We start from the raw sequence: 24,667 nt of genomic DNA, 5'->3' as shown, positions 1-24,667 counted from the left end.
GGGCTGGGCTGGGCTGGGCTGGGCTGGGCTGGGCTGGGCTGGGCTGGGCTGGGCTCGGGGCTCGGGGCTCGGGGCTCGGGGCTCGGGGCTCGGACTGAGGCTGGGGCTCGGACTCGGCCTCGGACTGGGACTGGGGCTGGAGCTGGAGCTGGGGCTGGGGCTGGAGCTGGGGCTGGGGCTGGGACTGGGACTGGGACACAGGCTGCCGGGCTGAAGGGCTGAGGGAGGCTTGCTGGTCTGGGAGTCAGGACATCTGGTCCGAACATCGGGGAGCGGGTACCGGGTTGAATTCGGGGCGTTCGCCGCGGTCAGCGCACACGGCCGCAGCGGGGGAAGGGTCGCCGGGCACGGCTGAGCAGGTGCCAGAACCGCTTGCCGCAGTCGGGCCATTTGCCCGGCGAGAGCTGATGCCCGCGGGGTTTCAGGCCGTCCGCCGAGCGAGGGGCTTGTGGGGGTTCAGCGTGCGGGACGGCCTTCGGGGCGGGTCAGCCGGTTTTGCGTTCTCGGAAGTCCAGGGCCGCGGTGACGTGGTCGGTGTCGGGTTGGGGCAGGGCGGCCAGGTCGGCAAGGGTCCAGGCGATGCGCAGGCATCTGTCGGCTCCTCGGGCGGTCAATAAACCGCGGTCCAGGGCTCGGTCCAGGACTGCGGTGGCGGGCGGCGGCAGGGCGAAATCTCGGCGCAGGACGGGGCCCGGGACTTCGGTGTTGGACAGCCAGCCGTGTTCGTGCCAGCGGTGTTTGGCTCGGTCGCGGGCGGCTAGGACCCGGGCTCGGACGGTCGAGGACGGTTCGGGGGCGGTGGATTGATGGGCGGAAATCGCGGTTAGCGGGCGTAGGCGGACGCGGAGGTCTACTCGGTCCAGGAGTGGGCCCGAAAGGCGCGACAGGTAGCGGCGGCGGGTGGTGACCGAGCAGGTGCAGTCGGTTTCGCGCGGTGGGGCGCAGGGGCAGGGGTTGGTGGCCAGGACCAGTTGGAACTGGGCGGGATAGCAGACGACGCCTTTGGCACGGGCGATGCGGACTTCGCCTTCTTCCATGACGGTGCGGAGCGAGTCGAGGCGCTGGTTGCCGAATTCGCAGGCCTCGTCCAGGAAAAGCACGCCTCGGTGTGCCCGGCTGATGGCACCGGGAGCGGCCAGGCCGGTGCCGCCGCCGATGAGGGCTGGTGGGCTGATCGAGTGGTGTGGGGCGACGAAGGGCGGGACGGTTACCAGGGGCGATGACTTTGAGAGGGAGCCGTCGACCGAGTGGATGGCGGTTACTTCCAGGGATTCGGCCGGGGCGAGATCCGGCAGCAGGCCGGGGAGGCGTCTGGCGAGCATGCTTTTGCCGACGCCGGGTGGACCGGTGAGCAGGAGGTGGTGGCCGCCTGCTGCGGCGACTTCCAGGGCCCACCTGGCTTCTGGCTGACCTACTACGTCGGCCAGGTCGGGGACTTCCGCGGGCGCGGCCGCTGTGGGAGCGGCGGGGAGTTCTAGGTCGGCTTCGTCTTTGAGCCAGGCGATCAGTTCGGCCAGGCGGGTTACCCCGGAGACTTCCAGGCCGTCGACCAGGGCGGCTTCGACCAAGGACTCGGTCGGTACTACGGCGCGTTCGTGGCCTGCGGCTTTGGCCGCCAGCAGGCCGGGGAGGACGCCGCGGACGGGGCGGATTCGGCCGTCCAAAGCCAGTTCTCCCAGCAGGATGGTGTGCAGGAGTTTCCGGGCAGGGACGGCGCCGATGGCGGCCAGGACGGCGGCGGCGATGCCCAGGTCGTAGCCGGAGCCCATTTTGGGCAGATTGGCGGGAGACAGGGCCAAGGTGATTTTGCCGTCGGGCCAGGATTGGCCGGAGTTGCGGACTGCGGAGCGGACTCGGTCTTTCGCCTCGCGGAGGCCAGCGTCGGGCAGGCCGACCAGGGTGACCCGGCTCAGGCCGCCGCCTAGATCGGCTTCGATTTCTACTACGCGGCCTTCGATGCCGAGCAAGGCGACGGACCAGGTTTTGGCGTGTGGCATCAGAAAGCACCCGCCAGGTGCCGGACGACCGGCTCTACGCCATCGGGGGCGTAGACGGTCACGACGTCGTAGCGGATGCGGCACCAGCCGACTCGATGTTCCTTGAGCCAGCGCATGGCGGCCCGGTGGACGCGGTCGATCTTGTCCGGTGTCACCGACTCGGCCGGCGTGCCGTATTCGGTGCTGGAGCGGGTTTTGACCTCGCAGAAGATCACCCGGTCGCCTTCGGAGAGGACCAGGTCCAACTCGCCCTCGCGACAATGCCAGTTCCGGCTGAGCAGGACCATGCCGGCGGCCTGGAGATGCCGGGCGGCGAGATCCTCGCCCCAGCGGCCGAACGTCCGGCGCCAGGCCGCGCCGGGGTGCGGGCCGTCGTTCATGGTGTCCCCCTCGGACAGCGTGAGCACCGCCGATCACGGTGCGTGTGCTGTAACGATCGCAGCGTGACCGAACACGGCGCCAGGGGGATTCAGCGCAGCTGTGGATAACCCGCAGGTTGTGGATCAGCGCTGGTCCGCGGGGGAGAAATCCAGGCGGATTGTCGGTGCGGTGTGCGGGGGGCGGAGAACGACGAAGGCCACCCGGGCAAGTGCCGGGTGGCCTCGTGGCGAAAAACGGGGATCAGCCCGAGAACGGGCCGTCCTCGGGAAGCCGCAGGTCGGGTTTGTCGAGTTCTTCGACGTTGACGTCCTTGAACGTGATGACCCGGACGTGCTTGACGAACCGGGCGGGGCGGTACATGTCCCACACCCAGGCGTCCGACATGCGCACCTCGAAGTACACCTCGCCGCCGCCGTCGCGGACCTGGACGTCCACCGCGTTGGCCAGGTAGAACCGCCGCTCGGTCTCCACCACGTACGAGAACTGGCCCACTATGTCGCGGTACTCGCGGTACAGCGAGAGCTCCATCTCGGTCTCGTACTTCTCGAGATCCTCTGCGCTCATGAAATCCGCGCCCCTCCTCGCGTTCGTCCTGCTCCGGCGGCGGAGCGTTCATTCTTACCCACCGAGCGGCCCGGGGCACGGACCGGCCCGCCCGCTTTTTCCAGGGCATTCTCCAGTGCAGCGTAGGTGAGCACGACCGGATGCGGGGCAGTGAGTCCGTGCGCGAGGGCGACGGTGGCGACATTCGTGTAGGACCAGCGGTGCACCGGGCTCGGGCCGTGCTCACTCAGCGCAGCCAGATGGTCCGAGGTGCTGTAGCCCTTGTGCACGTCGAAGCCGTACGCCGGCAACTCTTCGTGCAGGCCGGCCATGATCCGGTCCCTCGTCACCTTCGCCAGGACCGACGCCGCCGCGATGCTCGCGACGCTGCGGTCTCCCTTGATCACCGCGACATTCGGCGCGGGAATGCCGGGAACCGGGAAGCCGTCGGTGAGGACGTACCCGGGATGGGTGCGCAGACCGGCGACGGCGCGGCGCATGCCCTCCAGGTTCATCACCCGGATGCCGAGCAGGTCCACCTGCTCGGAAGGAATGACGATCACCGAGTAGTCGAGGGCGCGGTGCAGGACCCGGTCGTACACCCGGTCCCGGGCCTTCGCGGTGAGCATCTTCGAATCGGTCAGCTCGGGCAATCGTGCGCCGTCGCCCGGACGGAGCACGCACGAAGCCACCACGAGGGGGCCAGCGCAAGCTCCGGCACCGGCTTCATCGACCCCGGCGACCGGGCCGAGGCCGCGTCGTTCGAGTGCGCCTTGCAGACCCCAGAACAGCTCGCCGCGCACCACAGCACGCGGCGGGCGCGGCGGTTCTGCCGGAGTACGGGGAGGAGGGAGAGTCACCGGAACACCACCCGGGAGTCGCGGACGACGGAGCGCACCGCTCAACGTCTCCGGCCGGCCGCCTTGCGGAGGCCCGCCTTCAACCGGCGTCCGACGAAGAGCGTCGGCACCGCGGTGGCGAAGCCGATGCCGAGCGGCAGCCCTTGCTGCCAGGCGGGCGCGCCGAGCGCGACCGGCTGGGCGTTCTCCTGCGGATTGTGGTCCGAGATCCCGCCCCAGCGGCCCGGCGGCAGCACGATGATGCGGGCCTTGCCGATGACGTCGTCGACCGGCACGGCACCGTTGGGTCCGCCGCCGCCCTGATAACGCGAGTCGGCGGAGTTGTTGCGGTTGTCGCCCATCACCCAGAGCGCGCCCTGCGGGACCTTCACCGGGGCGAACGACTCCTGAACGGGGTGGTTCTTGTCTTCCCAGTGGATGTAGGGCTCGTCGAGGGCCTTGCCGTCGACGATCACCCGGTTGCGGTCGTCGCAGCACTGGACGGTCTGGCCACCGGTGGCGATGACGCGCTTGACGAAGTCCCGCTCGTCCGGCGGCGCGAAGCCGACCAGCGAGCCGAGACCGCGCAGCGCGCGCACGACGATGTTGCTCGACTCCTGCGGTGCGATCTCGTTCTCGGTCCACGCGGGCGGGCCCTTGAACACGATCACGTCCCCCGGCGAGGGGTCGGTGAAGTCGTAGGTGACGCGGTCGACCAGGATCCGGTCGCCGGTACACCCGGGGCAGCCGTGCAGCGTGGCCTCCATCGATCCCGAGGGGATCATGTAGACCTTCGCGAGGAACGCCTGAATCACGATCGTGAGCACCAGGGCGATCACGATCAGGATCGGCAGTTCCTTCCAGAACGACCGCTTTTTCGAGGACTTGCCTCGCCGGTGCGACCCCCGACGCCCGCCGGACCGTTCCTGGTCCTCGTCCGGGCGTTCGGGGCCGTCCTCATCGGCGTTCCGCGACACAGGTTCGACCACGTCGCCAGGCTACCGGTAACCGACTCGCCACTCAGCGGGCAGAGGTGGTCTCGCGGTTCTCGCGGCGCTCCTTGATCTTGGCCTTCTTGCCGCGCAGCTCGCGCAGGTAGTACAGCTTCGCCCGGCGCACGTCGCCGCGCTTGAAGACCTCGATCTCGGCCACGTTCGGCGAGTGCACCGGGAAGGTGCGCTCGACACCGACGCCGAACGAGACCTTGCGGACGGTGAAGGTCTCCCGGACGCCGCCGCCGTGCCGGCGGATCACGACGCCCTGGAAGACCTGGTTGCGCTCGCGGTTGCCCTCGATGACGCGGACGTGCACCTTGAGCGTGTCGCCGGGGCGGAAGGCCGGGATGTCGGAACGCAGTGACTGCGCGTCCAGCGCGTCCAGGGTGTTCATCGGTGGTCCGTCCTCGTATTCGTGTGGCTTACGTACAGCTTGAGCGCGCAGTGGAGTTCACTGCGACTAGCCCGGGGCTGATGGCATTCACGGCTGGCTTCGCGGCTTCTCGCTTCGACCGGTGGCCAAAGTACAAAATGACGCGTCACGCCAACCAATCCATTATGGCAGAGGCCCCCGGAGACCTCGCACGGGGCCTATCCGGGCTGGTCGTCCAGCCCTTCGAGCACCTCGCGGTCCCGCTTGTCCAGGCTGCCTTCCGGCAGTTGGGCCAGCAGATCCGGCCGCCGGAGCGCGGTGCGCTCCAGCGCCTGGTCGCGCCGCCAGCGGTCGATGAGCGCGTGGTTGCCCGAGCGCAGCACGTCCGGCACCGGCAGGTCGCGCCACACCTCCGGGCGGGTGTAGCTGGGGCCTTCGAGCAGGCCGTCGGAGAACGAGTCCTCGGCCGCCGACCGGGCGTTGCCGAGCACGCCCGGCAGCAGCCGGACCACGGCCTCGACCATCACCAGCACCGCGGCCTCGCCGCCGACCAGCACGTAGTCCCCGATCGAGACCTCGTCGACCGGCATCCGGCGGGCCGCGTCGTCCACGACCCGCTGGTCGATGCCCTCGTAGCGGCCGCAGGCGAACACCAGGTGCTTTTCCTCGGCGTAGGCGTGCGCCAGCTCCTGGGTGAACGGCTTGCCCGCGGGAGTCGGGACCACGAGCCGGGTGCCTTCGCCGCACACGTCGTCCAAGGCCGGGCCCCAGATCTGCGGCTTCATGACCATGCCGGGGCCGCCGCCGTACGGCGCGTCGTCGACCGCGCGGTGCACGTCGTGGGTCCAGTCGCGCAGGTCGTGCACACCGACCTCGATGAGGCCGCGGTCGATCGCCCGGCCCAGCAGCGCGGCGCGCAGCGGGTCGAGGTACTCGGGGAAAATGGTGACGACGTCGATGCGCAAGCGGTTACCAGTTCCAGTACTCGGTGGCCTCGGCGTGCCACGGGCTCGGGACGTCCTGGTCGATCGCGAAGGCCATGCCGAGCCCCTTAGCGATCTTGATGCTGCGGTGCAGCGTCTGGCGGACCGGCGACCCAGCGGGCAGCCCGTTGTCGTCCGACCAGGTCTCGGTCTGCGTGATGCAGGTGCGCGCCCCGAAGCGGGCGTTCGAGCACGGAGCGGGCGCGCCCCAGGTCTGCAGATGCTCGAAGTGGACGACCTTGCCCGAACTCTGCTCGGTGATCGTTCCGCGCGCGACGAGCCGGTAGTCGGTGGACGGCACGGTCCAGCGCACGTAGTGCTGGCGGCCGCCGTCGGACGGGATCGGCGTACAGGCGGAGCCGGTGCACACGGACTCTTCGGTGACCCGCTCCGAGTAGTACGTGCCGTTGCCGTCCCAGCCGTCGATCAGCACCCAGTCGCCCGAGCGGACGAAGTGCTCGGCGGTCGCGGGCGGCCAGGTGACCGGGTCGCCCCAGGTGATCTGCGATTCGGTGGCCGATTGCGGCGACCATGCCCACTGGAACGCCTTCTCCCCCGGCGGCGCGTACTGGCCGGCGCTGCGCTGGAACATCAGCGAAAAGTCGCCGTACACCGGCGAAGCGGCCTGCGCGGGCGGCGCGGCGAAAGCGGTGGCCAGAACGGCTGCGAAGGCAGCCTTCGCCCAGAACTTCACGAACTCCCCCTCAGCCGGCGTCGAGGAGGCCTTCGGGCGGATCGAGCACGACCCGGCCCCCCGCGACATCCACCACCGGAACGATGGCGCGGACGAAAGGTACCAACACCGAGCGTCCGTCGTGATCGAGTTCGAGCAGTTCCCCGGCAGGCGAGTGGACCACCTCGACGACCTTGCCCACGACCGTCCCGTCGGCCAGCTCGGCGCGCAGGCCGGCCAGCTCGTGGTCGTAGAACTCGTCCGGGTCTCCGGTGGGCGGCAAAGTGTCCGTGTCCGCCAGCAGCAGGGCGCCGCGCAGGGCTTCCGCGACGTCGCGCGTGAGAACTTCCTCGAAACGCACCAGCAGCCGCCCGCTGTGTTCGCGGGCGGCTGCGATGGTGAGTTCTCTCGTGCTGCCGTCGCGCAGCTTCGTCGTGACGGCCGCACCGATCGCGAACCGCTGCTGCGGCGAATCCGTGCGCACGTCGACCGCGAGCTCGCCGCGGATGCCGTGCGCCTTCGCGATACGGCCGACTACGACGTCCATACCTGACCGTTTCCGAGAATCCGGGTCAGCGATCGGTGTCGACGACGTCCACGCGGACGCCTCGGCCGCCGATGCCGCCCATCACGGTGCGCAGAGCGGTCGCGGTGCGCCCGCCCCGGCCGATCACCTTGCCGAGATCGTCGGGGTGGACGTGCACCTCAAGCGTGCGGCCACGACGCGTGGTCAGCAGCTCGACCCGGACCTCGTCCGGGTTGTCGACGATCCCGCGCACCAGGTGCTCGAGGGAGTCGGCGAGGAAGCTCACTCGGACTTCTCGCCCTCAGCGGCTTCCGCCTTCTCGGCCTCGGCCTTCTTCGGGGCCGACTTCTTCTTCGGCGTGACGGCCTCGGTGGAGGGCTCCTCGCCGGCCGCGGCCAGCGCCGCGTTGAACAGGTCCTGCTTGGACGGCTTCGGCTCGGCCACCTTCAGGGTGCCCTCGGCGCCCGGCAGGCCCTTGAACTTCTGCCAGTCGCCGGTGATCTCGAGGATGCGCTGGACCGGCTCGGTCGGCTGCGCGCCGACGCCCAGCCAGTACTGCGCCCGCTCGGTGTCGACCTCGATGAAGCTCGGCTCTTCCTTCGGGTGGTACTTGCCGATCGTCTCGATGGCCTTGCCGTCCCGGCGGGTGCGCGCGTCGGCGATGATGATGCGGTAGTACGGCGCACGGATCTTGCCGAGGCGCTGCAGCTTGATCTTGACGGCCACGGGTGTGGGTACTCCTCAGTGCTGTGTGGTGCGGGGCGCGCGCCGAACCCGTGGGGACAGGCTTGCGGCACCCGGAGGTCAGGAGCTTCCACACGGCGAGAGGGTCCGGCGGAAGCGGGCAAGCGAACATTCTGCCAGATGCCGTCGTTGTGCCTGCGCAGGGGCTCCCTCGGACGCCCGCAGGGGCCTCAGAAGGACGCGACGCCGAGCGCGCCGAGCAGGATCGCGACCGCGGGCAGGAAGTTGTTGACCGCGTGCGCGACGACGCTGCCCGCCAGCCGTCCGGTGGACAGCCGGGCCAGCCCGATCGGGATGGAGATCACCAGCAGCAACGTGGTGCGCAGCGGTTCCAGGTGGCTGGCCGCGAAGACCGCGGTGGACAGCAGGAACGCGGCGACCCGGCCCCAGCGCTCGCTGCGCCACTGCAGCCGTTCCACCGCGCCCCAGAGCAGGCCGCGGTAGATGATCTCCTCGCAGATCGGCCCGAGCAGCCACAGGTAGCCGAACATCACCGCGGCGGCGGGTACGGACATCTTGCGGTCGTCGACCAGCGCGCTGATCGCCGACGTCGCGTCCGCCGAGCCGACCAGCTCGGTCCACACGTAGGCGCTCAGCGAGGTGAGCAGGAGGCCGAGCATGCCGAATTTGAGCCCGGTCCAGACGTCCGGCCAGCGCCATTCGAGCCGCAGGTCGAGCTTCGGGCCGTTGCCGCGCACGACGGTGATCAGCACCGCGGCGCCCGCGGCGATCATGGTGGGCAGCATCGTGCCGAGCAGCACTGTGCTGATCGGCAGCGGCCTGCCCGGAGCGGTCGGCCCGGCCAGTGCGCCGATGAACGCGGCCGACGCCAGCAGCACCGCCTCGACCAGCAGGAACGCCCCGAATCCCCAGCGATGTGCCGGGAACGCGGTCGGTTCGGCCACGAAGTCCTCCGGGGAGAGCGCACGGGAGAAAGGTTCACGGGGCTGTGATGTGGTCACGCCCGCCTCCCCGTGCTCGCTCTGCTCACTGGTCGAGCCTAGCGGCCGAAATGGTTTCGCACAGTACTCGACCGGTCACCGGTTTCCCTCAATGCCCGATGAAGAGAAGGACGGCCGGCGGCAGGTTGTTGGCCGCGTGCGCGAGCACGCTCGCCGAGGTCCGGCCGGAATAGTGCCGCGCCAGCCCGAGGACGAGACCCTGGCCGAACAGCGCGATCGTGCGCGTGGTCTCGCCGTGCAGCAGCGCGAACATCAACGAGGTGAGCACGAGCACCACCCACGGCGGGATCTTGTAGTGCAGCAGGGCGTTCCACAGCGCCCCGCGCAGCAGCAGTTCCTCGGTGAGCGGGACGGCGATCACCAGCACCAGCGCGGTCGCGATGAGCCAGACCGGGCTGCCGCCGGACACGTCGGGCAGGTCGGTGAGCGGGCTGTCGGACACCTCGTCGCCGCCGAAGACCGCGATTTCGGCGGCGTTCAGCACGAAGCCGGCGACGAGCGCGAGCAGGCCGCAGGCGAGGCCGATGCGGAGGTCGCGGCCCCGGGTGCGGAGCCCGAAGTCGCGTTCGGGACCGGAGCCGTATCGCAGCGAGGCGATCGCCGGGCCGAGGCCGAGGATCAGGTTCGGCAGGAACGCCAGCAGCAGCAACGGTCCCGCGTACGCCTCGACCGGGTCGTCGTCGCCGACGTGCCGGTTGAACGCGGCCGCGGTGAGGAGGGTGACGAGGTAGTAGCCGGCTACTCCGAAAAAGAACGCGGCGAATGCCCAATGGGCGCCCAGAACTCGCTTTCCCCCACCGTCTTCGGCCACAGGTTCACGCTATGTGCCTGTGGTGTGGCGCGTCGAGGCGGGGTCGCGCAGAGGTTGCAGGCGGCGAAGCGGGGGTCAGTGGAAGACGGTGCCGCCCAGAACGATGTGGGTCGGGTGGTGCAGCGCGGCCAAGTCGGCGCGCGGGTCGTCGGCGTAAACGATCAGGTCGGCCGGGGCGCCGTGTTCGATGCCGGGATGGCCCAGCCATTCGCGCGCTTCCCAGGAAGCGCTTGCGAGAGCCTGCGTACGCGACATCCCCGCGCGGTGGAGCGCTTCGACTTCGTCGGCGATACGGCCGTGCTCGACCATGCCGCCCGCGTCCGTGCCCGCGAAGACGCGTACGCCCGCTTCGACGGCCGAGGACACCATGTCAGCCACACCGGCGTGCAGTGCGCGCATGTGGGCCGCGTACGTCGGGTACTTGCCTGCCTTGTCCGCGATGCCCGGGAAGTTCTCGATGTTGATGAGCGTGGGCACCAACGCGACGTCGCGGCGCGCGAGTTCGGTGAGCTGGTCTGACGACAGTGCGGTGCCGTGCTCAAGACAGTCGATGCCTGCGCCGATCAAGCCTGGCAGCGCTGCTTCGCCGAACACGTGCGCGGTGACGCGCGCGCCGAGGTCGTGGGCGATGCGGATGGCTTCGGTCAGTACATCGTCCGGCCAGAGCGGGGCGAGGTCGCCTTGGCCGCGGTCGATCCAGTCGCCTACGAGCTTGACCCAGCCGTCGCCGTCGCGGGCCTGTTCGGCGACTGCTTCGGGCAGCAGGGCCGGGTCGTCCAGTTCGATCGCGAAGCCGGGGATGTACCGCTTCGGCAGCGCCAGATGGCGTCCGCAGCGGATGATCGTGGGCAGGTCGGCGCGGGATTGCAGCGGCCGGACGTCGAGCGGCAGGCCGCAGTCGCGGATCAGCAGGGTGCCCGCGTCGCGGTCGGTCGCGGCCTGGTCCGCCGCATCCGCCACCGACAGTCCGCCGTGCGGGCCGAGGCCCGGGTGGCAGTGCGCGTCGACGAGCCCGGGGACCACGAATCCGCCCGCGGACAGCGTTTCCGCGCCGGGAACCGGCTCGAACGACAGCTTTCCGTCCTGGATCCAGAGGTCACGCGGTTCGCCGTCGGGCAGGACGGTGCCGGAGAGGTGCAGCGGGCTCAATTGTTCTTCGGGTCCTTCGGCAGCTTGAACTTGGACGGGTCGAAACCGGGCACGTCGTTCATGCCGCCGAGCTGGGACAGGTCCGGCATCCCGCCGGGCATCCCGCCGCCGGGGGGCAGCATCGGCATGCCGCCGGGCATCCCGCCGCGCATCTTCGGCTGCGTGGGGCCCTTCTTGCCCTTCTTCCCCTTCTTGCCCTTGCGGTTCTTGCTCCCGCCGCCTCCGCCGCCGAAGCCGAACCGGCCCGCCATCTGCGCCATCATCTTGCGCGCCTCGAAGAAGCGGTTGACCAGGTCGTTGACCTCGCGGACGGTCACGCCCGAACCGTTCGCGATGCGCAGCCTGCGCGAGCCGTTGATCATCTTCGGGTCGGCGCGCTCGGCGGGCGTCATGCCGCGGATGATCGCCTGGAGCCGGTCGAGCTGCTTGTCGTCGACCGCGGCGAGCTGGTCTTTCATCTGGCCCGCGCCGGGCAGCATGCCGAGCAGGTTGCCGATCGGGCCCATCTTGCGCACGGCGAGCATCTGCTCGAGGAAGTCCTCCAGCGTGAGCTGCCCGCTGGTGAGCTTCTGCGCGGCCTGTTCGGCCTGCTCCTGGTCGAAGTGCTGTTCGGCCTGCTCGATCAGGGTCAGCACGTCGCCCATGCCCAGGATGCGCGAGGCCATCCGGTCCGGGTGGAACGTGTCGAAGTCTTCGAGTTTCTCGCCGTTGGACGCGAAGAGGATGGGCTGGCCGGTGACCTCGCGGACGGACAGCGCGGCACCACCGCGGGCGTCGCCGTCGAGCTTCGTGAGCACCACGCCGGTGAAGCCGACGCCGTCGCGGAACGCCTCGGCCGTGGTGACCGCGTCCTGACCGATCATCGCGTCGACCACGAACAGGACTTCGTCCGGCTGCACGGCCTCGCGGATGTCCGCGGCCTGCTTCATCAGCTCTTCGTCGACACCCAGGCGACCGGCGGTGTCGACCACGACGATGTCGTGCTGCGCGTGCTTGGCCTCTTCGATGGCGCGGCGGGCGACGTCGACCGGGTCGCCGACGCCGTTGCCCGGCTCCGGCGCGAACGTGGTGACGCCCGCGCGCTCGCCGACGATCTGCAGCTGGTTGACCGCGTTCGGCCGCTGGAGGTCACAGGCGACCAGCATCGGCGCGTGGCCCTGCTTCTTCAGCCACATCGCCAGCTTGCCGGCCAGTGTCGTCTTGCCCGCGCCCTGGAGACCGGCGAGCATGATCACCGACGGCGGGTTCTTGGCCAGGTTCAGCCGCCGCGTCTCGCCGCCGAGGATGCCGACGAGCTCCTCGTTGACGATCTTCACGACCTGCTGTGCCGGGTTCAGCGCCTGGGAGACCTCGGCGCCCTTCGCCCGGTCCTTGATCTTCGCGATGAACGCCTTGACCACCGGGAGCGCGACGTCCGCTTCCAGCAGCGCGATGCGGATCTCGCGCGCGGTGGCGTCGATGTCGGCGTCGGACAGCCTGCCCTTGCGCGAGAGCGACTGCAGGGCCGAGGTGAGCCGATCGGAGAGGGTGTCGAACACGGGGGTGCACGCTCCAGCTGGGTCGAAAGTTCGCGTGCCGGGCGGCGCTCGGCACCCCCGGCATCTTCCGAGGGTAGCCGCCCCGGCCGCCCGGCCTTCACGGGTACGGGGAGGGTACTACGCGTACACGTATTAATTGACCGGATGACAACACCTCAACCACGCGAAAACCGCTCGACCAGCGTCGGCGATTAAGTAAACATAGGCGTATGACATCAGCTACTGCCCGGCGTCCGACGCTCGCCGAACCGGCAGGAGACGAGGACGAACAGGTCCCGTTCCGCCGCATCGCGGGCCTGTTCCGGCCGCACCGGCGGGCGCTGGCCGGGCTGGGCGCGCTGCTGGTCGTGCAGGCCGGGCTGGGCGTCACCTCTCCGTTCCTGCTGCGCGAGATGCTCGACGACGCGCTGCCGCACCGCGACGTCCTGCTGGTCAGCCTGCTGGCGGCCGGGATGATCGCCGCCGCGCTCGGGTCCGGCGCGCTGAGCGTGCGGACCACCGGGCTGTCCAACACCATCGGCCAGCGGGTGATGAACGAGCTGCGGGTCGCGGTGTACAGCCATCTGCAGCGGATGTCGCTGGGCTTCTACACCCGGACCAAGACCGGCGAGGTGCTGTCGCGGGTGTTCAACGACATCGGCGGCGTGGACAACGTCGTGACCGGGACCGCCGCTTCGATCGTGCAGAACGGCACCACGGCGCTGGCGATCGCGATGGCGATCCTGGTCATGGACTGGCAGCTGGCGCTGTTGTCGCTGGTCGTCGTGCCGTTGTTCCTGCTGTTCACGCTGCGCCTCGGCGGCAAGCAGCGCAAGCTCGCCCGCGGCCGGACCCGGCGGATGGCGCGGCTGACCACGATCGTCGAGGAATCGCTGTCGGTCACCGGCGTGCTGCTGGCCAAGACGATGGGCAACGCGAAGCTGATGCGCGACCGGTTCGCCGAGGAATCGCGCGAGGTCGCGGCGCTGGAACGCAGTGCCGCGCTGGCCGGGCGGTGGCAGCGGGCGGCGCGGACGATGAGCCTGACGATCATCCCGGCGCTGGTCTACTGGGCGGCCGGGCTGGAACTCGCGGGTGGCGCGGCACCGATCTCGCTGGGCACGGCCGTCGCCTTCACCAGCATGTTGAACCGGCTGCTCGCGCCCGCGACGGCGATGCAGACGGTGGGCCAGAACGTCTCGTCGGCGAAGGCGTTGTTCGGGCGGATCTTCGAGGTGCTCGATCTGCCGGTGGAGATCGACGACCAGCCGGGCGCGCGGACGCTGCGTCCGAGCGGCGGGGCGGTTTCGATGCGCGGGGTGTCGTTCCGTTACGACGACGAAGGCCCGTGGACGCTGCGCGACATCGATCTCGACGTGCCCGCGGGGACCACGACGGCGCTGGTCGGGTCGACGGGTTCGGGGAAGACGACGCTCGCTTACCTGGTCGCTCGGCTGTATGAGGTGACTGAGGGAAAGGTGTGCGTGGACGGGACGGACGTCCGGGACGTCACGCTCGCGTCGCTGGCCGCCGGAGTCGGGCTGGTGTCGCAGGAGACGTATCTGTTCCACGCCTCGGTGCGGGAGAACCTGCGGTTCGCGAAGCCGGACGCCACCGACGAGGAACTGGAGAACGCCGCGAAGGCCGCGCACATCCACGACACGCTGGCCGCGCTGCCGGAGGGGTACGACACCGTGGTCGGGGAACGCGGCTACCGGTTCTCCGGCGGGGAGAAGCAGCGGATGGCGATCGCGCGGATCCTGCTGCGCAATCCGCCGGTGCTGATCCTGGACGAGGCGACGAGTTCGCTGGACAACCGCACGGAACGGGCGGTGCAGGCGGAACTGGACCGGCTCGCCGCGGGCCGCACGACGATCGCGATCGCACACCGGCTGTCCACTGTGGAGCATGCGGACCAGATCGCGGTGCTGGACGCGGGACGGATCGTCGAGCGGGGGACGCACGCGGAGCTGCTCGCCTCGGACGGCAGGTACGCCGCGCTGGTGCGGGGAGAAACCGCCTAATGTGGCCGCATGGAGACCGAACCCGACGTTCACCGGGCCGACGAGCTCGCGACGCTGGCCCGGGCGGTGCGCGAGGGCGTCGGACGGCTGAACTGGCGGATGCGCTCCGAAGCGGACACTCCAGCCCCGGGACCGGCTGTGCTGGCGGTGCTTTCGCGGCTGTACCGGGGCGGCACGCACACTCCGGGCGAACTGGCCGAGGCCGAGCGGATGCACCCGCAGTCGCTCACGCGGATCCTGGCCTCGCTGGCCGAACGGGAATGGATCACGCGCACCCCGGATCCGGCGGACGGGCGGCGATCGCTGATCGACATCACCCCGGCCGGGCTGCGGGAACTGCGCGACTACTCGATCGCGCGGGAGGCCTGGCTGGCCGCGGCCGTCGAACGGACGCTGAGCCCCACCGAACAGGAGCTGCTCCGGCTCGCGGCCGGGCTGCTGACGCGGATCGCGGATTCCTGAGGCCGGGGAGTTCCGGGGCGGCCGCTCCCCACGGCCGTCCCCGGAACCAAGGCGGAAGAGCTCACCTCCCCAGGAGGCCTTCCGCCGCAGGCACACGGAGCGGTTCCCCCTCGACCACCCTGCGTTGGGGAGAAGTCTGCCGTCCGGGACCGGGCGCGCGGCAGCGTGAAGTCCCCCAATCCGGACTGAGTAGGACTACTCAAACGCGGGTGTCGGGCCCCGCGGAGTCGCTCGTGAATTCGAAGAGCGGTTCGGCGTCGGCGAGTTCCTCGGCCGAACAGCTGACCGCGCAGGCGGCGGCTTGGAGGACCTCGGTGAGAACCTCGACTTCGGACGGCGAGACCGTGGCGAGCGCCGGGTTGCGGACGTCCATGCGACCGGCGAGACCGGCCAGTGCGTGGGACAGCGCGTGCTGGCCCGCGACCAGCTGGGCGACGACTTCGGAGAGCTCGCCGAGGGTGGCGGCGGATCCGTCGCCGCGCAGCAGGGCGGAGAGTTCTTCGGCGCAGGTGCGGAGGTGCCCGGCCACGACTGTCGGGGGCAGCGAAAGCTCCGGCAGGTTCTCGTGACCTCGCACCGCGTTCACCTCGCCCCTTGCCCGGACCCGCCATCCTGCCATCGGAACCGGCCCTTTCGCTCCCGACACCCCGGATGGGTGAGCCCGGATGGCGCAATCCGGGCGGGTCTGCCTGGTCATCCGCCGTCAGGAGACGGCGGCCAGAACGGCGTCGGTGATCGCGGCTCGCCAGGACGGGGTGACGTGCCCGGAGCGCGGCGAGAGGGCGAACGAGTCGACGACGGCACCGCCCAGGGTCGCGGCTTTCGCCCAGTGGACGTCGGCCTCGGCGCGGCGCAGGGCGCTCGCCACGCGGAAGAGCAGGCCGATCCGGTCGGCGGCGCGCAGCTCCAGCACGACGGCGTCGGGGCCGCTCGTTTCGTCGTCGAACCAGCGCACCACCGGCTTGACCACGACCGCCGACGAGGTCGCGTAGTCGCGTTCCTTCGCGGCCAACCGCTGGGTGAGCGGCATCGTCCCGGCGACCGCGCGGGCGAACTGTTCCCGCAGCAGTGCGGGATCCGGCAGCGACCCGAACTTCGGCGACGCGGTGAAGACGCCTGCCCGGCCGCAATGCTCGCGCAGCACCGCCGAGTGGACCTCCAGGGAGTTCAGCGCCAGCACCCCGGCCGCGGGAGCGAGCAGTTCACGGTCCGCGGGCACGGCCAGCAGCACCGTGACGACCTTGCCGTGTGCGGAGATCCGGACTTGGCCGACGCCGGTTCGGGTGGCTTCGGCGACGAGCTCGCGTTGGTCGTCGTCCAGGGGCTCCGGCGGCGTGAAACCCTTGCCGTGCACGGCTTCCTCGCAGCCGCTGACCAGTTCGGCGAGCAGGCGGTCCTTCCAGTCGGTCCAGACGCCGGGGCCGGTGGCCAGCGAGTCGGCTCGGGTGAGGGCGTGCAGGAGTTCCAGCAGGACGACGTCGCGGTCCAGGGTTTTCACCACGCGCGAGACGGTCGCGGGGTCGCCGATGTCGCGTCTGGTCGCGGTGTGCGGGAGCAGCAGGTGGTGGCGGACCATCGCGGAGACCGTCGCGACGTCCGCGGGCGGCAGGCCCAACCGTTGCGCTACTGAGGCGGAGATCTTCGCGCCCAGCTCGGAGTGGTCGGCTTCGCGGCCCTTGCCGATGTCGTGCAGCAGCGCGCCGATCAGCAGCAGGTCCGGCCGCGACACGGTGGTGGTCAGTTTCGCCGCTTCGACGCACGCCTGGACGAGATGCCGGTCGACGGTCCATTGGTGCACTGGCGAGCGCGGCGGCAGGTCGCGCACGGCACCCCATTCCGGGAACAGCCGGGCCCAGAGGCCGGTGCGGTCGAGGGCTTCGACCGCGTCGACCAGCCCCTCCCCCGCGCCCAGCAGTTCGACGAGGGCGTTGCGGGCGTCGTCCGGCCACGGTTCGCGCAGTTCGGGGGCGGACTCCGCGAGGGTGCGCAAAGTGCCCGGCGAGATGGGTTTTCCGGCACGAGCGGAGGCCGCTGCGGCACGAAGCAGGAGCGCTGGGTCTCGGGCGGGAAGAGCGTCGCGGGCCAGCGCGACCTCGTCGCCGTGCAATACGACGCCCTCCGCCAACGGGCGCCGGACCGGTCGACGGCCGAAGCGCGGGCGGGGTTGTTCCACAGCAGACCGAAGAGCGACATCGACGGCGTACGCGATGGTTCGGCCCGCTCCGGAAAGCTTGCGCGCCAGAGCGAATCGGTCGCCGAGTTCCAGTTCGTGTGCCACGACGTCGGCGTCGGCAGCGCTGAGAATGTCTCGTTCGCGACGTGCTTCGCGGCGCAGTTCGGTGCGGACGTCGAGCAAGAGCTGCTTGGCTGCCAACAGGTCTTCGCCCGGTCGCGCGGTGAGCTGTCCGGCCGCGAGGGCTTCCAGCACGCCGAAGTCGCGAAGGCCGCCGCGGCCGTGTTTCAGGTCCGGCTCGGCGGATTGGGCGATCTCGCCGCTGCGCCGCCATCGGCTGTGGACGGATTCGGCCAGCTCCGGCAAGCGTTTGCGGGCGGTGCGCCGCCACTGGTCGCGGGCGGCGGAAGCGAGGCGTTCGGTGAGCGCCGGGTCGCCCGCCAGGTGCCGGGCGTCGAGGAGGCCGAGCGCGGTACGCAGGTCCTCCGCGGCGACTTTCAGCGCCTCGCCGGGCGTGCGGACCGAGTGGTCGAGACCGACCCGCGCGTCCCACAACGGGTACCACAGCGCGTCGGCGATCTTTCCTACCTGACTGTTTCCGTTGTGCAGCAACACTAAATCGAGATCGGAGTACGGCACCAGCTCGCGCCGTCCCAACCCCCCTACGGCGACCAGCGCGACACCTGGGTCCGCGGTGTCGACGCCGGCCGCCGTCGCTCCCTTCCCGAGCCAGAACTCGTACAGATCGACCAAGGAGTTCCGCAGTGCGGGTGCTCCGTGCCGTCCGTCGAGCAGCAGCGCAGTGGCTCGGGCGAGTTCTCCCCCGTCGGTCATCGGCTACAGCGCGTCCGTGCCGCGTTCGCCGGTGCGGACCCGGATCACTGTCTCCACCGGAGTCACCCAGACCTTCCCGTCGCCGATCTTCCCGGTGTGCGCGGCGGTGGTGACCGCGTCGAGGACCTTCTCGACCACGACGTCGTCCACCACGACCTCGATCTTCAGCTTGGCCACGAAGTCCACCGAGTACTCGGCCCCCCGGTAGACCTCGGTGTGGCCCTTCTGCCTGCCGTAGCCCTGGACCTCGCTCACCGTCATCCCGAGCACGCCCAGCTGCTCCAGCGAGGAGCGGACGTCGTCGAGCGTGAACGGCTTGACGATCGCGGTGATGAGCTTCATGCCTTGGTCTCCTCGAGTTTCGTGACGGGCTTGACCGGGAACGTCGCCGAGTGGCCGAGGCCGCCCATGCCGGTGAAGTCGTAGGCGCTCTCCGCGTGCTGGCCCTCGTCGATGCCGCTGACCTCGTGTTCGGCGCTGACGCGGAAGCCGCCGGCCTTCTTGATCGCGAAGCCGATGATCAAGGTCATGACGAACGAGTAGCCCAGGACGGCGAGCGCGGCGACCACCTGGATGCCCAGCTGCTTGAAGCCGCCGCCGTAGAAGAGGCCGTCCGCGCCCGCCGAGTTCACGCTCGTAGTGGCGAAGAAGCCGATCAGCACGGTGCCGACGAGACCGCCGACGAGGTGCACGCCGACGACGTCGAGGGAGTCGTCGAAGCCGAAGCGGAACTTCAGCGAGATGGCCAGCGCGCACAGCACCCCGGCGATCACGCCGATCGCGATCGAGCCGAGCGGGCTCACGAAACCGCAGGCGGGGGTGATCGCGACCAGCCCGGCCACCGCGCCGGAAGCCGCGCCGAGCGTGGTCGGCTTGCCGAACTTCAGCTGTTCCACGACCAGCCAGCCGAGCACCGCGGCCGCGGTCGCGACAGTCGTGTTGGTGAACGCGACGGCCGCGAGGTCGTTCGCGCCGAGCGCGGAACCGGCATTGAAGCCGTACCAGCCGAACCACAGCAGCGACGCGCCGAGCAGGACGAACGGGACGTTGTGCGGACGGCCGGTGTCCTTGGGCCAGCCCTTGCGCTTGCCGAGGACCAGCGCGAGGGCGAGCCCCGCGGCGCCCGCGTTGATGTGCACCGCCGTGCCGCCCGCGAAGTCGAGCGCCTTGAGCTGGTTGGCGATCCAGCCGCCCGCCGAATCCTTGCCGGTGAATCCGTCGAACGAGAACACCCAGTGCGCGACCGGGAAATAGACGACGACGACCCAGATCGTCACGAAAAGCGTCCAGCCCCAGAACTTCGCGCGATCCGCGATGGCTCCGGAAATGAGTGCCGGGGTGATGATCGCGAACATCAGCTGGAACATGCAGAACGCGAGCAGGGGCAACGCGTCCGGTCCCGGCCACGGAACGGCTGGCGGCCCTTCGCTGGCGAGCCCGACGAGCTTGCCGAACGCGTCCGACAGGCCGGCGAAGTCGAGGTTCCCGACCAGGCCGCCGAAAGCGTCGTCGCCGAAGGACAGCGAGAACCCGAAGAGCACCCACAGCACCCCGACTATCGCGAGTGCGATGAAGTTCATCATCAACATGTTCAAAACGCTCTTCGCGCGGACCATGCCGCCGTAAAAGAACGCGAGGCCCGGGGTCATGAGCATGACCAGCGCGGCGCTGATCAGCACCCAGGCGGTGTCTCCGGCGTTCAGCACAATCGTCCTCCCGTGCCGTGGGCAACTGCAGAGGAAGTGTTGGCCGCCGGTGTTTCACCAGGCTTCGGTTCACGTTTCCCTCGCGTGAACTCCGGCACGCGGGTTGTTACGAGGACGTTTCCAGGGATCCAGGGCGAAATGTCCGGTCAGGCAACCTCATGGTCGAATAGCGCCATGTCTTTGCCTGATCGGGTGATCGAAGCGCTGCGCTGTTCGGTGTGCGCGGAGCCGGTCGAGCTGACCGGCCGGACGCTGTGCTGCGAGCGGCGGCATTCGTTCGATCTGGCCCGGCAGGGTTACGTCAACCTCCTGCACGCGCGCATCCCGGCTGGGACGGCCGACACCGCGCCGATGGTGGACGCGCGCGCGGCGTTTTTGTCTTCCGGGGCGTACGCGCCGCTCGCCGAAGCGGTCGCCGAGGTTGGTTCTGCTCCTGGATTGATCATCGACGCCGGTGCTGGGCCGGGCTATTACCTCTCGCGAGTGCTGGATGACGCGCCGGACGCGGTCGGGCTCGCGCTGGACGTGTCGGCGATCGCGTTGCGGCGGGCCGCGCGGGCGCACGCGCGGCTGGGTGCGGCGGTGTGGAACCTGTGGGAGCCGTGGCCGGTGGCCGACGGGGTGGCTTCGGTGGTGCTGGACGTCTTCTCGCCGCGGAACGCCGCGGAGTTCCACCGGGTGCTCGCGCCGGGCGGGAAGCTGGTGGTGGCCTCGCCGTTGCCGGGGCATCTCGCGGAACTGGGCGACCTGGTGCTCGCGGTGGACGCGCGGAAGGAAGAACGGCTCGAAGCCGCGCTGGGCGGGTTGTTCGTGCGGGAGTCCGGGGTCGAGGTGGTCCGGACTCAGGCGTTCAGTGCCGCGCAGGTGCGGGATGTCGTGGCGATGGGGCCCGCGGGATTTCACCTGGACCGGGACGGGCGGCGGGAACGGCTCGAAGCGGCGGCGGGGCGGGACGTGACGCTGGCGGTTTCGGTGAGCGCTTGGCGGAAGAGGGACGACGGGCCGTGACCCGGCTACGCCCAGCTGAACCGGGCGACGTCGGGGCGATCTGCCGCTTCGGCGAAAAGCACATCCCGCCGCACTACACCCCGCTGATCGGCGATGCAGCCGCCCACCGACAAGTCCGCCGGTGGTGGAACGAATCGCATATCGGCGCAGCCGTGATGGAGGGGCGGGTTGTCGTCGCCGACAACGACGGGCACATCGTCGCCGTGGGACAGCGCGGAGCGGACCACGTCGTCTACAAGCTCTACCTGTACCCGGAACACCGCGGCCGCGGGCTGGGCCGGCGGCTGCTCGACGCTCTCGCCAGCCAGCTGCCAGCCAGCGTCGACAAGCTGCGCATCGAACACTTCGCCGCCAATGAGCGGGCCGGGGCGTTCTACGAGCGGGAAGGCTTCGCGGTCGAACGGATCGAACCGGACCCCTCCGGGGATCCGGCGCTCGCGGTGGTCTGGCGCGCCCGCCCGATCACTGTCCGGGAGGAATGGCCGCGACCCCCAGCACTGGGTTAGCGTGGCGGTCGATGAACGAACGCACTTGGGGCTTCCGCACCCGTGCCTTGCACGCCGGCGGCACTCCCGACCCCGCGACCGGGGCCCGCGCGGTGCCGATCTACCAGACGACCAGCTTCGTGTTCGAGGACGCGGCCGACGCGGCCAATCTGTTCGCGCTGCAGAAGTACGGGAATATCTACAGCCGGATCGGCAACCCGACCGTCGCGGCGTTCGAGGAGCGCATCGCGAGTCTCGAAGGGGCCATCGGCGGGGTCGCGACGGCCAGCGGGCAGGCGGCGGAGTTCCTGACGTTCGCGGCGCTCGCGGAGGCTGGCGACCACATCGTGTCGGCTGCCGGGCTGTACGGCGGCACCGTCACGCAGCTCACCGGAACACTCGCGCGGTTCGGCGTCGAGACGACATTCGTGCGCGGCGACACCGAGGACTACGCCAAAGCGGTGACCGACCGCACGAAGCTGATCTACACCGAGGTGATCGGCAACCCGAGCGGCGCGATCGCGGACCTCGACGGACTGGCCGATCTCGCGCGTTCGCACGACATTCCGCTCGTGGTCGACGCGACGCTCGCCACGCCGTACCTCTGCCGCCCGATCGAGCAAGGCGCGGACATCGTCCTGCACTCCGCCACGAAGTTCCTCGGCGGGCACGGCACGACGCTCGGCGGGATCGTCGTCGAGGCGGGAACCTTCAACTGGGGCAACGGAAAGTTCCCCCGGATGACCGAGACCGTCGACAGTTACGGCGGGCTCAAGTACTGGGAGAACTTCGGCGAGTACGCGTTCTGCACACGGCTGCGCGCGGAGCAATTGCGCGACATCGGCGCGGTGCTGTCACCGCATTCGGCGTTTCTGCTGCTGCAGGGCGTGGAAACGCTGCCGCAGCGGATGGACGCGCATGTCGTCAACGCGCAGGCGATCGCGGAGTACCTGAACGCGGACCCGCGGGTCGCGTGGGTGTCTTACGCGGGGTTGCCCGATCATCCGGATCACGAGCGGGCGGCGCGGTATCTGCCGCAGGGGCCCGGCGCGGTGTTCTCGTTCGGGGTGAAGGGCGGACGCGCGGCGGGCGAGAAGTTCGTGGAGTCGGTGGAACTGTTGTCGCACTTGGCGAACGTCGGCGACGCGCGGACGTTGGTGATCCATCCGGCCTCGACGACACACGCGCAACTGTCCGAGGAGCAGCTCGCCGCGGCGGGCGTCGGCGCGGACTTGATCCGGCTGTCCGTCGGGCTGGAGGACGTCGAGGATCTGCTGTGGGACCTCGACCAGGCCCTCGAACAGGCGGTGAACGCGTGAGCTACGACGTCGGAGCGGTCGAACGGCGGCGTCTTCTCGGGCGCGCGAAATCGGTGACGGTCGTGGGCGCGTCGGCGAATCCGGCGCGGCCGAGCTACTTCGTGGCGACGTATCTGCTGTCTTCGACGCGGTACGAGGTCAATTTCGTGAACCCGCGGCTCGGCACGCTGCTGGGGCGGCCGGTGTATCCGTCGCTGGCGGACGTGCCGGGCGATCTGGATCTGGTGAGCGTGTTCCGCAAGCACGACGACCTCCCCGGGGTGGCCGAGGAGGTCATCGAGGCCGGCGCGCGGACGTTGTGGCTCCAGCTCGGCCTGTGGCACGAACCGGTGGCGGACCGCGCCCGCGAGGCGGGGCTGGACGTGGTGATGAACCGCTGTGTGAAGATCGAACACGCGCGGTTCGCCGGCGGGCTGCATCTCGCCGGGTTCAACACGGGGGTGATCAGTTCCCGGCGGCAGTCCGCACCCTGACCAGGCCACGAGCGGTGCCGGGGCAACGCCGTCCGGACCCGGTCGTCTCGGCGACCTGCCGCTCCGGCGGCCGCGTTCCGTCCAGCTTCAGCTGACCGTCGCGACCAGGAACTCCTCCCCCGACGCCGCCAGCCCGTCCGAACGGTTCGGCAGATACCGCTTGGTCAACTCCGCCGCGCTGACCTGCCGGACGTCGTGAAAACCGCACTCTCGCGCGAAATCCAGCATCTCGTCCGGCGCGAAGAAGCTCACGAACGGCGTCCCCGCCGCCTTCGCGCCCTTCATCGCCGCTGCCCGGGCCGCGCGATCGGGTTCGTCCAGATACTCCTCCGGCATCTGGAACGTCATCGCCACCACGGTGCCCGGCGCGAACTCGGCGAGCGCGCGCAACGTCGCGGCGTTCGCCTCGCGAGTCAAGTACATGCTGACTCCGGTCGAGGCCACCACCGCGGGTTTCTCCAGCTCGAAACCGTTGGCGGCCAAGCGTTCCGGCCACTGCTCGCCGGATTCGAAATCGACCGGCACGAACCGGTGCGGGGCGGGCAGCCCCAGTTCGGCCAGCCGCGCGCGTTTCCACTCCTGCGTCCCCGGCTGGTCGATCTCGAACACTCGCACACCCAGTTCCGGTTCCCGCTGCGCGAACGTGTCCAGCCCGGCGCCGAGCAGGACGTACTGCGAGACCCCGCGTTCGCGTACCAGATCTTCGACAAACCGGCTGCGCACCGCGATTCCCGCGCGGAACCGCCGGGTGAAGTCCAGGTCCATGTCCGGCCGGGACCGCCAGTCCGGGCCCGGATCGGCCAGCCGGAGACCAATCTCGTCGGCCAGCGCGTGCGGCGGCGGATCGGCGAGCACGTGCAGCGCACGCCACAACGCGACGCGCACCGCGGTGTGGTCCGGCTCGCTCACTTCGGGGCCCGCAGCGTCCAGATCCGGCCGTCCGGGTCGCGCACGGTCATCTCGCGCGTGCCGTAGTGGGTGTCTTCGAACTGCGTGACGACGTCGAGTTCCGCGTCGACCGACTCGTCCGGCACCGCCACCACCACGGCCGTGCGCGGCTCCTGGTTTTCGGGCACCTCGACGACGAACACCGGCGCGCCGTCGCCGTTCGAGAGCTGCCCCGAGTTGTGGTCGGTCTCGAAATCGAGGCTGAATCCCACGCGCTGCAGGAACTTCGCGGTCTTGCCCCAGTTGTGCGTCTCCATGACGAACATCGTGATGCCGTCGCTCATGTCAGCCGTCCTCTCGTTGTCCGGGCGGGGTGCCGAGATAAGCCCGCAAGGCCGCGGTGACCAGCGCGGACAGCGACTGCTCGGTCTCGATCGCCCGGTACTTCACCTGCTTGATCAGTTCGACCGGCAGGTAGACGTTGAATTGTTTGACCTCTTCACCGGCCATCCTAGGATGCTAGCAATCTAGCCAACAGCGGACAAGGCCCTGCCGCGGTGCTCGTGAGAGGGTGGAGGCATGGCGAAACCCTCCGGGCTGCAGATCAGGAACATCATCGCCGCCGTCCTGATGGCAGCCGCGTTCGTGTTCAACCTGGTGAGCGGCGGCCCGTGGTGGGTCACCGCGATCGTCGGCGTCGCGGCTCTGCTGTCGTCCTTCTCCGCCTACCTGAACCGGCCCAGCGCGCGCGGCTGACCCGTCCGTTCATTCCGGCCCGCACGCTCGGGCAGGAAGCGCTCTC

The 24,667-nt window shown here is 69.9% G+C and carries 30 protein-coding genes; 8 read left to right on the top strand and 22 right to left on the bottom strand.

Annotated elements, in window-relative coordinates; genetic code table 11:
• A partial coding sequence (locus BM362_RS48615; RefSeq protein ID WP_208865529.1) for a hypothetical protein occupies positions 1-214 on the top strand: 214 nt, incomplete at its 5' end.
• Between the two features lie 271 nt (positions 215-485).
• On the opposite strand, the gene BM362_RS44280 is transcribed toward BM362_RS48615, so the two are convergent.
• The 15 genes from BM362_RS44280 to ffh all read right to left on the bottom strand — a co-directional run bounded on the left by BM362_RS44280 (position 486) and on the right by ffh (position 12,514).
• Positions 486-1,997, bottom strand: coding sequence for a YifB family Mg chelatase-like AAA ATPase (locus tag BM362_RS44280; RefSeq protein ID WP_067589187.1), 1,512 nt, complete (start codon positions 1,995-1,997; stop codon positions 486-488).
• Positions 1,997-2,377, bottom strand: a complete 381-nt coding sequence (locus tag BM362_RS44275; RefSeq protein ID WP_067589494.1) for a YraN family protein — start codon at positions 2,375-2,377, stop codon at positions 1,997-1,999. The genes BM362_RS44280 and BM362_RS44275 overlap by 1 nt, the downstream gene beginning before the upstream one ends.
• A 241-nt stretch (positions 2,378-2,618) precedes the next feature.
• Positions 2,619-2,942: a DUF2469 domain-containing protein gene (locus tag BM362_RS44270; RefSeq protein ID WP_003096226.1), complete on the bottom strand. Its 324-nt coding sequence runs from the start codon at positions 2,940-2,942 to the stop codon at positions 2,619-2,621.
• Entirely contained in the window at positions 2,939-3,727 is a 789-nt protein-coding gene (locus tag BM362_RS44265; RefSeq protein ID WP_067589189.1) for a ribonuclease HII, read from the bottom strand. Before BM362_RS44265 ends, BM362_RS44270 begins: the two co-directional genes overlap by 4 nt.
• Positions 3,728-3,822: 95 nt before the next feature.
• Complete coding sequence (gene lepB / locus BM362_RS44260; protein WP_067589191.1) at positions 3,823-4,749, bottom strand: signal peptidase I; 927 nt, start codon at positions 4,747-4,749, stop codon at positions 3,823-3,825.
• A 31-nt stretch (positions 4,750-4,780) separates the two neighbouring features.
• Complete coding sequence (gene rplS, locus BM362_RS44255; RefSeq protein WP_067589193.1) at positions 4,781-5,149, bottom strand: 50S ribosomal protein L19; 369 nt, start codon at positions 5,147-5,149, stop codon at positions 4,781-4,783.
• A 197-nt stretch (positions 5,150-5,346) separates the two neighbouring features.
• Positions 5,347-6,093: a tRNA (guanosine(37)-N1)-methyltransferase TrmD gene (gene trmD, locus BM362_RS44250; protein ID WP_067589195.1), complete on the bottom strand. Its 747-nt coding sequence runs from the start codon at positions 6,091-6,093 to the stop codon at positions 5,347-5,349.
• Between the two features lie 4 nt (positions 6,094-6,097).
• Positions 6,098-6,805, bottom strand: a complete 708-nt coding sequence (locus BM362_RS44245; RefSeq protein ID WP_067589197.1) for a hypothetical protein — start codon at positions 6,803-6,805, stop codon at positions 6,098-6,100.
• Between the two features lie 10 nt (positions 6,806-6,815).
• Positions 6,816-7,331, bottom strand: a complete 516-nt coding sequence (gene rimM, locus BM362_RS44240; RefSeq protein WP_093577215.1) for a ribosome maturation factor RimM — start codon at positions 7,329-7,331, stop codon at positions 6,816-6,818.
• 25 nt (positions 7,332-7,356) lie between these two features.
• Positions 7,357-7,596, bottom strand: a complete 240-nt coding sequence (locus BM362_RS44235) for an RNA-binding protein (protein ID WP_003103110.1) — start codon at positions 7,594-7,596, stop codon at positions 7,357-7,359.
• Positions 7,593-8,036, bottom strand: coding sequence for a 30S ribosomal protein S16 (gene rpsP / locus BM362_RS44230; RefSeq protein WP_009074451.1), 444 nt, complete (start codon positions 8,034-8,036; stop codon positions 7,593-7,595). Before rpsP ends, BM362_RS44235 begins: the two co-directional genes overlap by 4 nt.
• A 188-nt stretch (positions 8,037-8,224) precedes the next feature.
• Complete coding sequence (locus BM362_RS44225; RefSeq protein ID WP_067589201.1) at positions 8,225-9,016, bottom strand: CPBP family intramembrane glutamic endopeptidase; 792 nt, start codon at positions 9,014-9,016, stop codon at positions 8,225-8,227.
• A gap of 88 nt (positions 9,017-9,104) precedes the next feature.
• Entirely contained in the window at positions 9,105-9,827 is a 723-nt protein-coding gene (locus BM362_RS44220) for a CPBP family intramembrane glutamic endopeptidase (RefSeq protein WP_067589203.1), read from the bottom strand.
• A gap of 75 nt (positions 9,828-9,902) precedes the next feature.
• On the bottom strand, positions 9,903-10,976 hold the full coding sequence (locus BM362_RS44215) for an amidohydrolase family protein (protein ID WP_067589205.1): 1,074 nt from the start codon (positions 10,974-10,976) through the stop codon (positions 9,903-9,905).
• Positions 10,973-12,514: a signal recognition particle protein gene (gene ffh, locus BM362_RS44210; RefSeq protein ID WP_067589207.1), complete on the bottom strand. Its 1,542-nt coding sequence runs from the start codon at positions 12,512-12,514 to the stop codon at positions 10,973-10,975. The genes BM362_RS44215 and ffh overlap by 4 nt, the downstream gene beginning before the upstream one ends.
• A 209-nt stretch (positions 12,515-12,723) precedes the next feature.
• Here ffh and BM362_RS44205 point away from each other — a divergent pair, with 209 nt between their 5' ends.
• Complete coding sequence (locus tag BM362_RS44205) at positions 12,724-14,517, top strand: ABC transporter ATP-binding protein (protein WP_093577214.1); 1,794 nt, start codon at positions 12,724-12,726, stop codon at positions 14,515-14,517.
• A gap of 9 nt (positions 14,518-14,526) precedes the next feature.
• Entirely contained in the window at positions 14,527-14,979 is a 453-nt protein-coding gene (locus BM362_RS44200) for a MarR family winged helix-turn-helix transcriptional regulator (protein WP_067589212.1), read from the top strand.
• 199 nt (positions 14,980-15,178) lie between these two features.
• Here the strand turns inward: BM362_RS44200 and BM362_RS44195 are convergent, their stop codons facing one another.
• From BM362_RS44195 to BM362_RS44180, 4 genes are all read right to left on the bottom strand, one after another.
• Complete coding sequence (locus tag BM362_RS44195; RefSeq protein ID WP_067589497.1) at positions 15,179-15,556, bottom strand: hypothetical protein; 378 nt, start codon at positions 15,554-15,556, stop codon at positions 15,179-15,181.
• Positions 15,557-15,682: 126 nt separating this feature from the next.
• The gene (locus BM362_RS44190; RefSeq protein ID WP_093577212.1) at positions 15,683-17,986 is read right to left on the bottom strand and encodes a [protein-PII] uridylyltransferase; all 2,304 of its coding nucleotides are present in this window, start codon (positions 17,984-17,986) and stop codon (positions 15,683-15,685) included.
• A 3-nt stretch (positions 17,987-17,989) separates the two neighbouring features.
• Positions 17,990-18,328, bottom strand: a complete 339-nt coding sequence (locus BM362_RS44185; RefSeq protein WP_043827775.1) for a P-II family nitrogen regulator — start codon at positions 18,326-18,328, stop codon at positions 17,990-17,992.
• Positions 18,325-19,692 (bottom strand): ammonium transporter, encoded by a 1,368-nt coding sequence (locus BM362_RS44180; protein ID WP_067589216.1) that lies wholly within the window; start codon positions 19,690-19,692, stop codon positions 18,325-18,327. The genes BM362_RS44185 and BM362_RS44180 overlap by 4 nt, the downstream gene beginning before the upstream one ends.
• Before the next feature lie 174 nt (positions 19,693-19,866).
• On the opposite strand from BM362_RS44180, the gene BM362_RS44175 reads away from it, so the two are divergent.
• The 4 genes from BM362_RS44175 to BM362_RS44160 are packed head-to-tail and all read left to right on the top strand — an operon-like array spanning position 19,867 to position 22,977.
• Entirely contained in the window at positions 19,867-20,700 is an 834-nt protein-coding gene (locus BM362_RS44175) for a putative RNA methyltransferase (protein WP_067589219.1), read from the top strand.
• Positions 20,697-21,206, top strand: a complete 510-nt coding sequence (locus BM362_RS44170; protein WP_093577211.1) for a GNAT family N-acetyltransferase — start codon at positions 20,697-20,699, stop codon at positions 21,204-21,206. Before BM362_RS44175 ends, BM362_RS44170 begins: the two co-directional genes overlap by 4 nt.
• 11 nt (positions 21,207-21,217) lie before the next feature.
• Entirely contained in the window at positions 21,218-22,504 is a 1,287-nt protein-coding gene (locus tag BM362_RS44165) for an O-acetylhomoserine aminocarboxypropyltransferase/cysteine synthase family protein (RefSeq protein ID WP_093577210.1), read from the top strand.
• Entirely contained in the window at positions 22,501-22,977 is a 477-nt protein-coding gene (locus BM362_RS44160; protein ID WP_067589225.1) for a CoA-binding protein, read from the top strand. Before BM362_RS44165 ends, BM362_RS44160 begins: the two co-directional genes overlap by 4 nt.
• A gap of 87 nt (positions 22,978-23,064) precedes the next feature.
• Here the strand turns inward: BM362_RS44160 and BM362_RS44155 are convergent, their stop codons facing one another.
• From BM362_RS44155 to BM362_RS44145, 3 genes are read right to left on the bottom strand one after another with little or no spacing between them, the layout of a single operon-like run.
• The gene (locus BM362_RS44155) at positions 23,065-23,886 is read right to left on the bottom strand and encodes a class I SAM-dependent methyltransferase (RefSeq protein WP_167545672.1); all 822 of its coding nucleotides are present in this window, start codon (positions 23,884-23,886) and stop codon (positions 23,065-23,067) included.
• On the bottom strand, positions 23,883-24,209 hold the full coding sequence (locus tag BM362_RS44150; protein WP_067589229.1) for a VOC family protein: 327 nt from the start codon (positions 24,207-24,209) through the stop codon (positions 23,883-23,885). The genes BM362_RS44155 and BM362_RS44150 overlap by 4 nt, the downstream gene beginning before the upstream one ends.
• 1 nt (position 24,210) lies before the next feature.
• Positions 24,211-24,375, bottom strand: coding sequence for a ribbon-helix-helix domain-containing protein (locus BM362_RS44145; RefSeq protein ID WP_067589231.1), 165 nt, complete (start codon positions 24,373-24,375; stop codon positions 24,211-24,213).
• A gap of 69 nt (positions 24,376-24,444) precedes the next feature.
• On the opposite strand from BM362_RS44145, the gene BM362_RS48060 reads away from it, so the two are divergent.
• Positions 24,445-24,621, top strand: a complete 177-nt coding sequence (locus BM362_RS48060; RefSeq protein WP_167545671.1) for a hypothetical protein — start codon at positions 24,445-24,447, stop codon at positions 24,619-24,621.
• The last annotated feature ends 46 nt before the right edge of the window (positions 24,622-24,667 follow it).

The sequence above is a fragment of the Amycolatopsis rubida genome (assembly GCF_900115345.1).
Classification (GTDB): domain Bacteria; phylum Actinomycetota; class Actinomycetes; order Mycobacteriales; family Pseudonocardiaceae; genus Amycolatopsis; species Amycolatopsis rubida.
The sequence above is the reverse complement of the archived record's forward strand: the minus strand, read 5'-3'. Positions and strand labels throughout refer to the sequence as shown.